The sequence below is a fragment of the Catenovulum sp. SX2 genome, from assembly GCF_052056295.1.
GTDB lineage: Bacteria > Pseudomonadota > Gammaproteobacteria > Enterobacterales > Alteromonadaceae > Catenovulum.
In genome coordinates, this window is sequence record NZ_CP182493.1 from 2,650,572 (window position 1) to 2,664,853 (window position 14,282).

The window sequence follows — 14,282 nt, forward strand, 5'->3', positions numbered from 1 at the left end:
GCGCTTTTTATTCACTTCATATTGGCTTCAGTATTATCGAGGTGAAAATATGATCGCCTGGATACTAGAATTATCTATCCGTAGACGTGGCACTATGTTGCTCATGGCCTTGTTTATTATCGGCTTTGGAATGTGGAATTATCAAAAGCTACCTATTGATGCTGTGCCAGATATAACCAATGTACAGGTACAAATAAACACGCAGGCTCAAGGTTATTCACCTTTGGAAACAGAGCAACGGATCACGTTTATTGTCGAAACTGGCTTGGCGGGTTTACCTAAGCTGGATTATACCCGTTCACTTTCTCGATATGGTCTGTCGCAAGTGACTGTTGTGTTCGAAGAAGGCACAGATCTGTACTTTGCCAGAAACTTAATCAATGAACGGCTTAGCGCAATTAAGGAGCAACTACCGATTGGCATTGAACCAGAAATGGGGCCAATAGCTACGGGCCTAGGTGAAATATACATGTACAGTATAACTGCTGACGAGAGTGCAAAGCAGAATAATGGCTTACCCTATGATGCTATGGCATTGAGGGAGATCCATGACTGGGTCGTGAAACCACAGCTTGCATTGGTTAAAGGGATCACAGAAATAAATGCAATTGGTGGTTACAAAAAGCAATACCATATCAACCCAGATCCGTTAAAGATGTTGCACTACGGTATTACCAATGAAGCTCTCTCACATGCAGTAATGCGAAATAACGCAAATCAAGGAGCGGGTTTTATAGAAAGAAGCGGACAGCAAATTCTTGTTCGTTCACAAGCTCAGTTACAAACTATTCAAGACATCCAAAACGTCATTATTAAAAACGATGACGGCACACTTGTAAAAGTAAAAGATGTCGCTGAAGTCGCGATAGGAAAAGAGCTAAGAACTGGTGCAGCATCACAGGAAGGCAAGGAAAGTGTAATTGGAACAGCAATGATGCTGGTAGGCGAAAACTCGCGTTCAGTGGCATTGGCTGTCGGCGACAAGCTTAGTGAAATTCAAAATAGCTTACCTCAAGGAGTGTCTATAGTTCCCTTATATGACAGGACAACTCTGGTTGATAAAGCAATTGGCACCGTACAGAAAAACCTAGTTGAAGGCGCATTGCTGGTTATCTTAGTATTGTTTCTATTACTCGGTAATATTCGAGCCGCTTTAATTACCGCAGCTGTCATTCCACTGGCAATGTTGGCAACAATCACGGGCATGGTTCAAAGCAAAGTCTCGGCGAATTTAATGAGTTTGGGAGCCTTGGATTTTGGATTAATTGTTGATGGAGCGGTAATAATCGTTGAGAACTGCATTAGACGCTTAGCAGAAAGCCAAAAACGAAATGGCTCGGTCGTTTCCCTAAAAGAGCGGCTAGATATTGTTTACGCTGCTACCAATGAGGTAATACGACCTAGCGTTTTTGGCGTATTGATTATAACAATTGTTTATGTGCCTTTGTTTACCTTATCTGGTGTCGAGGGAAAAATGTTTCACCCGATGGCCGCAACTGTGATCATCGCTCTATTGTCTGCAATGCTATTTACTTTCACAATCGTCCCCGCTGCGGTTGCGTTATTTTTGAAAGGCAAAATCAGTGAAAAAGAAAGTCCGATAATTGTCGGCGCTAAGTCAGTGTATCGTCCAGTTTTAAAATGGGCTTTAAAGCTACGCTGGTTAGTCCTTTGTGGCGCTGCTTTACTCGTAATATTTAGCATATTCCTTGGTAGTAAATTAGGCTCTGAGTTTGTTCCACAACTTAATGAAGGTGACATTGCCTTACATGCTATGCGTATTCCTGGAACAGGGATAGACCAAGCTGTTGAAATGCAGAAGATACTTGAACAAAAAATTATGGAATACGACGAAGTTGTTACCGTATTTTCAAAAACGGGTACAGCAGAGGTGGCGACGGATGCAATGCCGCCAAATGTGACGGATACTTTTTTGATATTAAAGCCCAGAGAACAATGGCCTAATCCTAATTTAACGAAAGCGGACTTTGTTGACAGGTTAGAAAAAGATTTAAGCTCAGTTCCTGGTAATAATTATGAGTTCACCCAACCTATTCAGATGCGATTTAACGAATTAATTAGCGGAGTAAGGGCTGATTTGGGGATTAAGCTATACGGTGATGACCTATCCCAGCTTGTAAGCTCTGCACAAGAAATTTTGACTACACTTACTACAATTTCAGGCGTCGCCGATGCAAGACTTGAACAAGTTGATGATGTACCTATTTTTACTGTGAATCCCAAACCTGAAGCATTGGCTTTATACGGGTTAGATGTAAGCGATTTACAATCTTGGTTAACAACAGTGGTGTCAGGTGAAAACACAGGGCTAATATTCGAAGGTGATAGAAGATTTGAAATTGTAGTTAGATACCCAGAGCTGTTGCGTACTAACCTTGAGCAGTTAGGTAATTTACCAATCGCAACAGAAAGTGGTGAGTTTGTACCTGTAAGTGAGGTTTCAGAGTTAAATTATACGACGGTTCCAAGTCAAATCAGCCGAGAAAATGGTAAGCGACGAATTGTTGTCACCGCCAATGTTCGAAACCGAGATCTAGGTTCATTCGTACTAGAGGCGCAGCAAAAAATTAAACAAAATGTTGATTTACCCGCTGGTTATTGGCTTGAATACGGCGGTACATTTGAACAACTGGAGAGTGCAACCCAAAGGTTAGCCATCGTAGTTCCTGCCACATTGTTTGTTATTTTAACACTGCTCGTCATAGCGTTTAGTTCAATAAAAGATGCGCTGATCATATTTAGCGGTGTGCCCCTAGCACTAACGGGTGGTGTATTGGCGCTTTGGTTAAGAGACATGCCTCTTTCAATTTCTGCTGCTGTTGGGTTCATTGCCCTTTCAGGTATAGCGGTATTAAATGGACTGGTAATGCTGTCATTCATTAAACAGCGATTACTTGAAACAGGAGAGTTAATAAACTCAATCATCGAAGGTGCAACCATCAGGCTTCGCCCTGTATTAATGACAGCTTTGGTTGCCAGTTTAGGTTTCATTCCTATGGCATTAAACGTCGGAACTGGAGCTGAAGTGCAGAGGCCATTGGCAACTGTGGTTATTGGGGGAATTATTTCCTCAACTTTACTTACTTTAATCGTTTTGCCCGTGCTATATCGGCTTGCTTACAACAAAATGAAATTTTAAAACTGCCGAACAGGCTTCTGAGCGTTAAACTAAGAAACCTGTTCTAAAACAAGCATTGCCAAAAATTGAGATAAAATGTTAGCTTACTTTACTTATATCTAGCTCATTATGTCTGCTAACAAAGTATCCACAAACTTGAGAATAAATAAACCGCTGGTGTCCGCATATGCTGCATGCTCGAATGTCAGATTTAAGAGCCAGAAATTTCAACTTCAACCGGTCGCATATCAGGCCACAAGTCTCGGCTGAATATTTGCTCGTCTGGTTGTGGTGGCGCACTGCCATCAAAGTCAAATTCGCTCAAGTCAACTTTATCAGCAAACTGTGCTTTTAATTGTTTAGCGACCATTTGTGCAATCACCCAAGCGCCATAGTGGTTGTGATGAGTTTTATCTTTACCTTTGGCGGCAAAAGCTTGCGGTGATTTTTCTTGACCAAGCATTTGGTAAAAGCTGCTGGTTTGTGCGGTTAAGTCAATCACTGGAACATTGAGTGTTTGCCCTACATTGCGCACAGCTTTGTCGTAACCTTCATGGGTATTGAGTAACTCACCATTTTTGAAAAAGCGTCGCGCAACAGGTGTAACTAATACAGGCAGAGCATTTTTTTGTTTTACGTCAGCAATAAAGGCGCGTAAATACTCTGGGTAAGCGCCATCCGCTGCTGAGTAGGTGCGTGGCCATTGTTTCTTTTCATCATTATGTGCAAATTGAATCAATACAATGTCACCTGCTTGGGTTTGGCTGAGGAGTTTGTCCCAACGCAATGAAAAGATAAAAGATTTTAGCGTTTCGCCGCTACGCGCATGGTTAATCACTAAATGATTATCTACCAACGCGGGTAAAAATTGTCCCCAACTGGCGTAGTCGCTAGAAGCTTGGTCGGCAACGGTTGAATCACCCGCCAACAATATTCTATTGCCCTTGTATTGACTGATCTCTACTTGCTCAAATTCCACATTTTGGTTAGATAAAGCTATGGTTAATTTGTCATCCCAGTTGCGAGAGATAAATTCATCGCCGCGCAAACCAACTACTGAGCCTTGCGGCGGATCTTGCTCTGCACTGGCCAGTTTGACTGTTTTTACATTACTGAAAAATGTGTACTCAGCGCTTTGTCCTTGTTGCAAAGTTTGTGGCAACTGCATGATACGTCTGTCTTCACTAAACAACATAAATTCAGTGGTTTGTTTAGCTGTTACCTTTACCTTTACTGCGTAATCACCTTCTGCAAGTTTAACTGAAAAAGCGCGTTCAGTTGAGTTGGCAAAGTTATCCGCGCCAAAACCAAGTTTATTGGAATATTTTTGCTGATTAAGCTGTGCTTTTTGAGTGAATTTTAACGGCTGCATATCAGTATCCTGCGCTTTAGCGTGAGTTGGATAATAAACAAGTGCACTCGCAAGTAAGATGTAGTTAGTAAAATTAGTTAATTTTTTACCTTGCATATTAGTTTGCCTCCGCCAGTTTTAACCACTGTTGTTGGTATTCAATCAATCCTGTGACCCCAGCTGTTGTAGCTGTTTGTTTAGTTTTGCCCGCAGCTGTTTGTTTGGTTAAGTTTTGCCATTGGCTCATTACCCAAGCACCTTTACTTGTGCTGGCATCATCACCGGACAACACTACATTTTGTTCTGGGCGCAACTGCGCAATTAGCTGACACAACAAAGGGTTTTTCTTCGAGATACTGCCAAATACAATGTCACCTTTGGCTTTAAGTTGGCTGAGTTGATAATCAATCATCAAGGCAACATACAAGGTTGCTAATGCTTTACCGTTTTCTGGCGTATTCACAATGCGCCCTTGTTTGTCGTGAAACGGGCCGCTGCCGCTACTAAAAGGTGGAATTGCAAAAACTTGTTGGTCGATAATATTTTGAATATCACACAATTCCATAAGGTCGGAAGCTTGGCTGCCAGTCAATTGGCAAATTTGTTCAAATTCACGCCCACCCATAAAACGTGCACAACCTAGCGGTTGATTGAGTACAGATACATTGGCCAACATATCTTTGTTTTCGTCCAACTGGCCAATATCCGCCCCCATAGACATACTTATAATCCAAGTGCCTGTGCTAACTACAGTAAATGCAGGTAAGGTTTCGCTTTCAGCCATATAATCAGCAAGGTAACGGGCGAAACTTGCATTAGAGTCATGGATGCCAGCGTACACTTTACACTCAGTTGAAACACCGGTTTGTTGCGCCACTTGCGGGTGCAGAGTGCCAACTACTTCATCGGCGCCAATTAGCTCAGGCATAGCATCTGTTAAAGCTAATTCTGTAACTAAACTTGAGTAACACTGTTGTTGTGGTTGCCATAAATCAGTGTGACAACCAAGTGAGGTGACTTCATTCTTTTTAATGCCGGTTAAACGCCACACCCAATATTGTGCGTACATCAACACCGTATCTATTTGTTTGAATTTTTCAGCAAAACTCTCTTTTAGCCAAAACAGTTGTCGACCTAAGTTAAGTCCGGCTGATAGATTAGGTGAGTGGGTTAGGTCAAACGCAGGGCGAATTTTATTGTATTTAGCATTGCAGCTTTCAACAATTGGGTCTTCATAATCAAGCACAGGTAAAACCAATTCGTCTTGCTGGTTAAGCAATACAGCACAAGCACCATGTGTGGTAACGTTTATCGCTGAAATTGCATATTGCTGCTGCGCTTTGGTTAATTGTTGAATTAACCATTTTTCAGCGGCTTCAACGTCAATATAAGTATAACCATGTCCAGTTATCGAATTATTGGCAGTAGATTCGCTCCAAATTGTGTTGCCTTGCTCGTTTAATACAAGGCTTTTGATATTGGTTTTGCCAATGTCGAAAATAAAAGTGTACATAAATTAGAAAACTCTCATGTCTAATGGGTATTGGGTTTGGCTAAAGACCAATAACTGGCGCTGATAAAATATATCAAAGTTGGCCAAATTATCAGTTGTTGAAATTCATTTAGGGTCAAACTTTGTTGCACAACCATACAAGCCAATAACAAACAGCCAACTAAACTGATTAAAGCTAACCATAAGCTAGAATGTTGAATAAAACCAAATTCTTGTGAACGGCCAGTCGGTAAATTTTGTGTTGGCTGCTGATTGTTGGTGTGTAGATTATTGAGGTAATCAAGCTCTTGTTGTTTGCGGGTTAATTCTGCTTGTTCATGCTGTTGTTGTAATTCTGCATATTGCTGTTTTGCACCGGTTAACCCAGCAATACATGGATAAATAACAACACCAATAAACCAAGCTAAGATAGGTAAAACAAATTCGTGTACGCTGAGTTGAAAAGCGACAAAACTAACTAATAATGCAATTAACCAAGTTAATAAGGCGGCCAAATTAAGTTGTTTATTCTGTTGCTGTTGCTGATAGAAAAACCAAAAACGCGTCAGTTTTAACTTAGTTAATAACCAGTGTTCAGCAAAAATAATTCCACCAATTGGCGCAAGCACTAAGGCCATTACGCTTAAAAAGCCCATCAATTGGCTAAATACAAAAGGAAAACACGCAATAATTGTGGTGATAACACCAACCGCTGTGGTGACTTGTACACGTGACCAACGGCTAAATACCGATTGAAAAGCAAGCCCAGCTCTATATATGGTTGGGTTAGAGGTTGTCCAACCGGCAATTACCACTGCTAAAATGCCAGCTGCGCCTAACGCTTGGTAAGCAACTTCGCCAGCGTCTAATTGGTTAACTGGCATATTTAACAATAATCCTGCACCTGCGCCCATCATACCGGCACATATCCAAGCTAAAAAATGGCCGATAAACATGCCAAGTGCTGCAAAATAGCCATAATTTTTGCTACGGGCAAAACGCAAAATCGTCATATCCGACATGCCGCCGTGCATAGCTAAATTGCAAATCCAGGCAAACATAGCCACGTGCCACATATTTAATCCGTGGTCAGTTGCTTGCCAAATATGCATGTCGGTTATGGTTAAAAAGTCATTAAATGATTGAATCTGGTTAATCTCTGGTGTTGCGGCAATTAGGTCTGGAATTAATACTAGGGCGCCACAAATAAACATAAGTATCATCCAGGGCGCACATACTTGGGCGAATTTAGCTAATTGACTAAAACCTTTAACCGCAATAAATACCACAACCGCACCAACGGCTAATGCAACAGCTACAAACGCCATGCTAGTTGGCAACCAGTCAACTTGGGGTGGTATGCCTAATAAAATACGGATGGCCGATGCTGACACTGTGATCATGGCACCAGCCAAAATACAAAACAGCATGCCGTTTAAGATGGAGTAGAGCTTGATCATGCCTTTGCCGGCTATTTTTTCTAAATAGGCATACAAAGTTAAGCGCGAATCCGTAGCGATTGGCGCACAGACGAGTGCCCAAGTTAACACGGCCAATAAATTACCTATTATTAACCCTAACAATAGATCAATAGTGCCAACCCCCCAGCTGACAAATAATGCGCCGATAACAAACTCTGTGCCTGCTACATGTTCACCCGCATAACTGCCAGCAAAATAACTCGCTGGTTTTAGCTGTTTGGCCGGAATTGCTGGATAGCTTTTTATACTTTGCATAACAATCCTCATTAGTCCTTGTGGTTTTCTAACCTTTAGTTGTTTTTAGTAAATATTTAATGCTTTCGCTTAAATATGATTGAGTGCTTTGATTATTAGAGTGAAATTGCACCACAATGTTTGATTAAATTAAATTTAAAATTATATTTATGTTAATAAAGTACAAAAAAGTTAATTTAAATGCAAGAAAGTGATTGAAAATGATTGATTGTAATGTTTTAATGCATCACATTAAAGTTGCATAGCTGCAACAAGTGTTTCCGTTGAATAGATAGGATAAGAGAATGTCTGGCATGAATGATAAGTTTAAACACATTACATATGCTTGGGACGATGAGGTTGCTAAAGACCTAAGTCCATTGGAAAGTTTGGTTTATCGCTCAAATATTTTAGGTAGCGATCAACGAATCACCAACACAGGCGGTGGTAATACTTCAGTCAAGTTGATTGAAAAAGATCCATTAACAGGGAAAGAAGTTGAGGTTCTATGGGTAAAAGGCTCTGGTGGTGACTTACGTACTGCTAAAATTGAAAACTTCTCATCTTTATATCAAGACAAATTAACTGCGTTAGACGAAACCTACCAAAACTTTGAAGATAAAGGTTATAAATCAGCTGGCGAAGATGCCATGGTAGGTATGTTTAAACACTGTGTATTTTGTTTAAACCCACGTGCTTCGTCAATTGATACACCATTGCATTCAATGATTAGTGAAAAGCACGTTGACCATTTACATCCAAATGCGGTTATCGCAGTTGCATCATGTAAAGACCAAAAAGAATTAACCGAAGTGATTTGGGGTGGCCAATTAGCTTATGTACCTTGGATGCGTCCTGGCTGGGAAGCAGCTAAAGTATGTGAACAAGCATACGCAGACAAACCGGATATCGTTGGTATTTTATTGGGCCAACACGGTCATACCAACTGGAACTCAGAAAGCAAAAGCTGTTATGAAACCTCACTTTGGGTAATCGAAACAGCTGCTGAATATATTGAGCAACACGACAAAGGTGAAATGACTTTTGGTGGGGCAAAATACCAAAGTTTAACTGAAGAAGCGCGCACTAAATTATTAGCTAAATTCTTACCTGTTGCGCGTGGCATTTTATCCAATAAAGTTAAGTTTATCGGTACAGTGCAATCAGACGAAACTGCATTGCGTTTTGTAAACAGCGTAGATGCACCACGTTTGGCTAAATTAGGTACATCGTGCCCAGACCATTTCTTACGTACTAAAATTCAGCCTTTATATGTTGATTTTAATCCACAACAAGATGACTTTGATACCTTAGTTGAAAAGCTCAATGCAGGTATAGAACAATATCGTTTAGATTACATTGAATACTACAACAACTGTAAACGCGATGATTCACCAGCTATGCGTGACCCAAGCCCAACGGTTATCTTAATTCCGGGTGTAGGTATTATAGGTTGGGGTAAAAACAAATCTGAATCACGTGTGACAACAGAATTCTATAACTGTGCAATTGAAGTTATGCGCGGCGCAGAAGCCATCAGTGAATACACAGCATTGCCACAACAAGAAGCGTTCGATATTGAATATTGGGCACTTGAAGAAGCTAAATTACAACGTATGCCAAAAGAAGCGCCATTAGCGCGTGACGTAGTGGTTGTTGTTGGTGCGGGCGACGGTATTGGTAAAGAAACAGCTTTCCGTGTTGCAAAAGAAGGTGCACACGTAGTTTGTGCCGATTTGCGCATTGAAGCTGCACAAGCAACAGCGGATGAACTAACTGCAATTTATGGCCAAGGCATAGGTGTTGCGGGCTCAGGTATATCTGGTTGTGGTCCTGCAATTGCACAACAAGTTGATATTACTAAGCGTGAAAGCGTTGAAAAAATGTTTGAGCAAATCACGCTTGCATACGGCGGTATTGATAAAGTAATCGTTACTGCGGGTGTATTCTTAGCACCGGGTCAAGCGGGTATGAGCGACGACCAAATGTTTGATGTTAGCTTTGCGGTAAACGTTAAAGGTGGTTATATAGTTGCAACCGAAGCAAACAAAATCTGGAAAGCACAAAACATTCCAGGCGCTATGGTATTAACCACAAGCGTAAATGCTGCGGTATCGAAAAAAGGCTCACTTGCTTACGACACCAGTAAAGCAGCTGCAAATCACTTAATCCGTGAATTAGCGATTGAATTATCACCACTTGTGAATGTGAATGGTTTAGCACCTGCAACTGTAGTGAAAGGCAGCACCATGTTCCCACGTGACCGCGTAATTGCTTCATTGTCGAAATACAATGTTGAATTTAATGAATCAGATTCAGATGATGAATTGCGTGAAAAGCTAGCCTTGTTCTATGCTCAACGTACATTAACTAAACAACCTATTACCCCAGAAGACCAAGCAGAAGCAGCTTATCTAATGGTATCGGGTCAGTTAAGTAAAACAACTGGACAAATTATTAGTGTAGACGGTGGTTTACACGAAGCCTTCTTGCGTTAAGCAAGAAGGTCTATAAATCAACGAGGGTTTAGCCATGACATTGCGTATAGACAAAGGTTTAATCGCCGAACAGAACGACAAATTATTAGCTGACGTGCAACAAGATTATGATGCACTGGGTGCAAAATTAGCGCGTCAAGATATTGATATTGAAGCTATTACAGCTCAAGCAGAAGCATTTCAAATTGCCGTGCCTTCATGGGGCGCAGGTACAGGTGGAACACGTTTTGCGCGTTTCCCAGGCCAAGGTGAGCCACGCAATATCTTTGAAAAATTACAAGACTGTGCTGTGATTAATGACTTATCACAATGTACAGAGCGCGTATCACCACATTTCCCGTGGGATAAAGTCGACGATTTTACTGAGTTAAAAGGCGTTTCAGATAACTTAAATTTGAAATGGGATTCAATTAACTCAAATACATTCCAAGACCAACCGGGTCAAGAGCACAGCTACAAATACGGCAGCTTAAGCAATACGTCACAAGCGTCACGCGAGCTAGCAATTGAGCACAATATTGACTGCATTAAATGGGGTCAAATCTTAGGCTCAAAAGTATTAACTGTATGGGTAGGTGATGGCTCTAACCACCCGGGTCAATCACATTTTCAACATGCGTTTGAGCGCTATTTAGAAAGCATGAAAAAAATCTATGCCGCCTTACCAAGCGATTGGGAATTGCACATAGAGCACAAAATGTTTGAACCTGCGTTTTACTCAACCGTAATTCAAGATTGGGGCAGCAACATCTTAGCCGCAATGGAATTAGGTGAACAAGCTAAGTCGTTAGTCGACTTAGGTCACCACGCACCAAATGTAAATATCGAAATGATAGTGTCGCGTTTAATCCAATTTAAAAAGTTAGGTGGTTTCCACTTTAACGACAGTAAATACGGTGATGACGATTTAGACAGCGGCAGTTTACACCCGTATCAACAATTCTTAATTTTTAATGAATTGGTTGATGCTGAATATCGCAAACAGGAAGGTTTTAAACCTAACTATATGTTGGACCAATCACACAATGTGACTGACCCAATTGAAAGTTTGATGAATTCAGCAGCCAGCGTACAGCGTTCATACGTAAATGCGCTATTGGTTAACCGTGTAGCTTTATCTGAGTACCAGCAGAATAATGATGCATTGATGGCCAGCAATACCTTGAAAAATGCCTTTAACACTGACGTGTCACCAATTCTAGCTATGGCTAGAGTGCGTAAAGGCGGAGCTATCGATCCAATTGCAACTTATCGAGCAAGTGGATACAGAGCCGCAGTAGCGGAAAAACGTCCGAACTCGGGCGGTAGTGGTTCTGGCATAGTTTAATAGTGTAGTCCTCTACTAAAACCCTAGTCGGTTTTAGTAACCCTTGTGTAGTCGTAGTAGTTCCTTCTTTTGAAGATCTACTTTTTTAAGGGCTGGTAGTGCCTGCTTCCAGCCCTCTTTTTATAAAAAATGGTTAGCCACTAGGAAAAACACACACGGCTAACTAATTCAATTCGCTTGAACATACTAACAATAACAACAAGCCGATTTTATTTTTGGGGAATTGTATGTACCCGCGTACAAACAAGCTTAAATTAGCTTGTAGTGCTTTTGTGTGTTTAGCGCTGCAAGTTACACCACAAGTTAATGCTAACTCGGTATTAACAGTTAAACCTGTCTCGGCGGATGATAGCCGCTACGCTTATCCTGAACTTATCCTCAATGCTGTATTAGCAACTACCGCGGATGAATACGGACAACAACAACTTGCCCATGCCGATTTTGTGATGTCGCGTAATCGCATGTTTAATGAGCTACTCAAAGGTGATGCCATCCATGTGGCGTTAGAGTCGCCCAAAGCAGAGTGGGACGAACAGCTTTTGCCAATTTACATTCCAGTACGTAAAGGCATACAAGGCTACCGGATATTTTTAATTGATAAGCATAAACAATCATTGCTCAATCAAATAAACTCGCTAGACGCGCTCAAACAGCTTAAAACGGGGGCGGGTAGGCAATGGTCAACCACCCAGGTTTTACGCGATAACGGCTTTAATGTGGTTACTGGCACTAAGTTTGAGGGCTTATTTTGGATGTTAATGGGCGAACGTTTTGTCACTTTTGGTCGAGGGGTCAACGAAGCTGCTAGTGAAGTGATACAAAAGCGTTCGTTATTTCCTTATATACAGATAGAAAAGAATTTTGCTTTGTATATTCCAATGCCAACTTTCTTTTATGTATCACCTAAGCATCCCAAATTGGCACAGCGCATCGCCGTCGGTTTAGATAAACTGATTGACAGTGGCGAGTTCGACAAACTCTTTTATCAATTCCATTTAGATATGATCACAGATGCAGACTTAGCAAAGCGCACTGTTTATTCACTGCACAATAAAAACCTACCAGCCAAAGTGCCACTGCAACAGCATGAATATTGGTATAAGCCGGGTGATGAGTTAGCTGTATTGAATTCTGCTAATATTGCTGGGAATTAGCTTGTAGTAGAGACTCGATTAGTCATTGCCGTCCAACACGCACGTATAACGTAATCAGGGCTGGTCGTATTCAAACCAGCCCGCTTGGGTTTATATGCCGAGTCCTAGTTTTATAAGTAATAGCTTCCTTTAGTTGCTTGATTGTTCTTGTATTGCTGCAATCTAACTTCGATATCCGGCATTTCTTTCCAACCTAAATCTTGAGCTTGTTCTAAAGCATCTTCTTGCGAGTCTATGGCTTCTTCAAAATCACCTAGTGCGGCATAAGCAGCAGCTTCAGTTTCAAAAAAACGCACCTTATCCACCAATTCAAATGGTAGATCATCTAAGATCTCTAAAGCTTCTTTAGGGTTTCTCAGCTCTGTAAAATTTGAAGCGACTAAATGCCACGCTAGTTCTAACTTAGGTATGTTGCTTTCACCAATGAGTGAATCACGTAAAATATCTAGCGCAATTTTGTGATCGACAAGTTCATTTGAACGCAATTTCTTTTGTGCTATCAACTCTTTTGCTGGGGTAAAGTTTTGCAATGCGCTCGCTTTGAGCCAAGCTAAACTTTTGTTTAAGTCTGCTTTACAACCTTGGCCATTTTGTAGATTAATACCGAGTTCATATTGAGCTTGCGCGTGGCCATTTTGTGCAGCTTTAAGTAACCAACGATTTATTTCTCGGTACTGAAATGGTGAATGTTGAACTATATTTTTTTGATTTGCCCACCTCGCGAAGTCTCTTTGAGTTTGCCAATCTAGCAGTTCGCGTAGTACGTGAAGTTTACGACTTAGATCAAACTGATCTTTGGCCGTAAGAGTGTCAGTGTGGGTATAATTGTTTTTTAAGCCTCTAATCGAGTTTTTATAGGTTACCTGGTGTGACATATGGTAGTTGAACCGAACGGAATAACCTTGGTGTAATGGGGCTTTTGAATATTGCCATTGGTACATAGCTTTTAGCGACTCGGGAACCAGAGATTCATGGGTATAGAGTGTTGGATCAATATCTCTTATATGGCCTTGTGGCGAAACCGTGTAGGTTAGCTCAATGAGTCCTTGTTGCCCAGTTCTCGCCAAGTTTAGCGGATATTTCGGGTTAATGCGGTTGATTGGTTTATGTAGTTTTAGTTCTGCACATTCGTCGTCAGATAATGAAACCGGTGCAAACTGATTTTCGATTATTTGCTTAGAATAAAATTTTCTTAACTCAGCCAAACGAATGTTAGCTTGGTTAACAATCTCTTCTGATTCACCGGCAAAATGATTATTGAATAAGGTGAGTATGTCTTCTCTTTGACTATTTTCATATGCTAAATACATCCATGCCGCGGCTTCAGCTTTATTTTGGGGTATCCCATCAACACCTGTTAAGTAGTTCTCACCAACATAATATTGCGCGATTACATCACCAACTGCGGCTCTGGCTAATAAGTCATTATGTGAAATAGTTTTTTTAGACGACTTTTGTGCAGATGTATTAGTTTTATCTTTTGACGTAGCAGATTGGGTGGATGAGCATCCAGACAAAAGCAATGAGCCAGCCAGTAATAGAGTGAAGCAGTTATGGTTTAAGTTCATCTATGAGTCCTTTTATTAATACGAAAAAAGCAGCAAGT

Annotated in this window: 8 protein-coding genes; 4 read left to right on the forward strand and 4 right to left on the reverse strand. The window is 41.0% G+C overall.

Features of this window, described 5'->3' with window-relative positions:
* The first annotated feature begins 49 nt into the window (after positions 1-49).
* The gene (locus ACMZOO_RS11120) at positions 50-3,160 is read left to right on the forward strand and encodes an efflux RND transporter permease subunit (protein ID WP_440903411.1); all 3,111 of its coding nucleotides are present in this window, start codon (positions 50-52) and stop codon (positions 3,158-3,160) included.
* Between the two features lie 190 nt (positions 3,161-3,350).
* On the opposite strand, the gene ACMZOO_RS11125 is transcribed toward ACMZOO_RS11120, so the two are convergent.
* The 3 genes from ACMZOO_RS11125 to ACMZOO_RS11135 are packed head-to-tail and all read right to left on the reverse strand — an operon-like array spanning position 3,351 to position 7,718.
* The gene (locus tag ACMZOO_RS11125; RefSeq protein WP_440903412.1) at positions 3,351-4,607 is read right to left on the reverse strand and encodes a rhamnogalacturonan acetylesterase; all 1,257 of its coding nucleotides are present in this window, start codon (positions 4,605-4,607) and stop codon (positions 3,351-3,353) included.
* Position 4,608: 1 nt separating this feature from the next.
* Positions 4,609-6,003 (reverse strand): FGGY-family carbohydrate kinase, encoded by a 1,395-nt coding sequence (locus ACMZOO_RS11130; RefSeq protein WP_440903413.1) that lies wholly within the window; start codon positions 6,001-6,003, stop codon positions 4,609-4,611.
* 20 nt (positions 6,004-6,023) lie between these two features.
* Entirely contained in the window at positions 6,024-7,718 is a 1,695-nt protein-coding gene (locus tag ACMZOO_RS11135; RefSeq protein WP_440903414.1) for a purine-cytosine permease family protein, read from the reverse strand.
* Between the two features lie 284 nt (positions 7,719-8,002).
* Here ACMZOO_RS11135 and ACMZOO_RS11140 point away from each other — a divergent pair, with 284 nt between their 5' ends.
* From ACMZOO_RS11140 to ACMZOO_RS11150, 3 genes are all read left to right on the forward strand, one after another.
* On the forward strand, positions 8,003-10,195 hold the full coding sequence (locus tag ACMZOO_RS11140) for a bifunctional rhamnulose-1-phosphate aldolase/short-chain dehydrogenase (protein WP_440903415.1): 2,193 nt from the start codon (positions 8,003-8,005) through the stop codon (positions 10,193-10,195).
* 34 nt (positions 10,196-10,229) lie between these two features.
* Entirely contained in the window at positions 10,230-11,522 is a 1,293-nt protein-coding gene (gene rhaI, locus ACMZOO_RS11145) for an L-rhamnose catabolism isomerase (protein WP_440903416.1), read from the forward strand.
* Positions 11,523-11,749: 227 nt separating this feature from the next.
* Positions 11,750-12,676 (forward strand): hypothetical protein, encoded by a 927-nt coding sequence (locus tag ACMZOO_RS11150; protein ID WP_440903417.1) that lies wholly within the window; start codon positions 11,750-11,752, stop codon positions 12,674-12,676.
* Positions 12,677-12,786: 110 nt separating this feature from the next.
* Here the strand turns inward: ACMZOO_RS11150 and ACMZOO_RS11155 are convergent, their stop codons facing one another.
* On the reverse strand, positions 12,787-14,244 hold the full coding sequence (locus tag ACMZOO_RS11155) for an energy transducer TonB (RefSeq protein WP_440903418.1): 1,458 nt from the start codon (positions 14,242-14,244) through the stop codon (positions 12,787-12,789).
* Between the last annotated feature and the right edge of the window lie 38 nt (positions 14,245-14,282).

Excerpts from the sequence above, each read along its gene's own strand:
- ACMZOO_RS11120 (WP_440903411.1), top strand. The coding sequence starts at position 50 with ATGATCGCCTGGATACTAGAATTATCTATCCGTAGACGTGGCACTATG.
- ACMZOO_RS11125 (WP_440903412.1), bottom strand. The coding sequence starts at position 4,607 with ATGCAAGGTAAAAAATTAACTAATTTTACTAACTACATCTTACTTGCG.
- ACMZOO_RS11130 (WP_440903413.1), bottom strand. The coding sequence starts at position 6,003 with ATGTACACTTTTATTTTCGACATTGGCAAAACCAATATCAAAAGCCTT.
- ACMZOO_RS11135 (WP_440903414.1), bottom strand. The coding sequence starts at position 7,718 with ATGCAAAGTATAAAAAGCTATCCAGCAATTCCGGCCAAACAGCTAAAA.
- ACMZOO_RS11140 (WP_440903415.1), top strand. The coding sequence starts at position 8,003 with ATGTCTGGCATGAATGATAAGTTTAAACACATTACATATGCTTGGGAC.
- rhaI (WP_440903416.1), top strand. The coding sequence starts at position 10,230 with ATGACATTGCGTATAGACAAAGGTTTAATCGCCGAACAGAACGACAAA.
- ACMZOO_RS11150 (WP_440903417.1), top strand. The coding sequence starts at position 11,750 with ATGTACCCGCGTACAAACAAGCTTAAATTAGCTTGTAGTGCTTTTGTG.
- ACMZOO_RS11155 (WP_440903418.1), bottom strand. The coding sequence starts at position 14,244 with ATGAACTTAAACCATAACTGCTTCACTCTATTACTGGCTGGCTCATTG.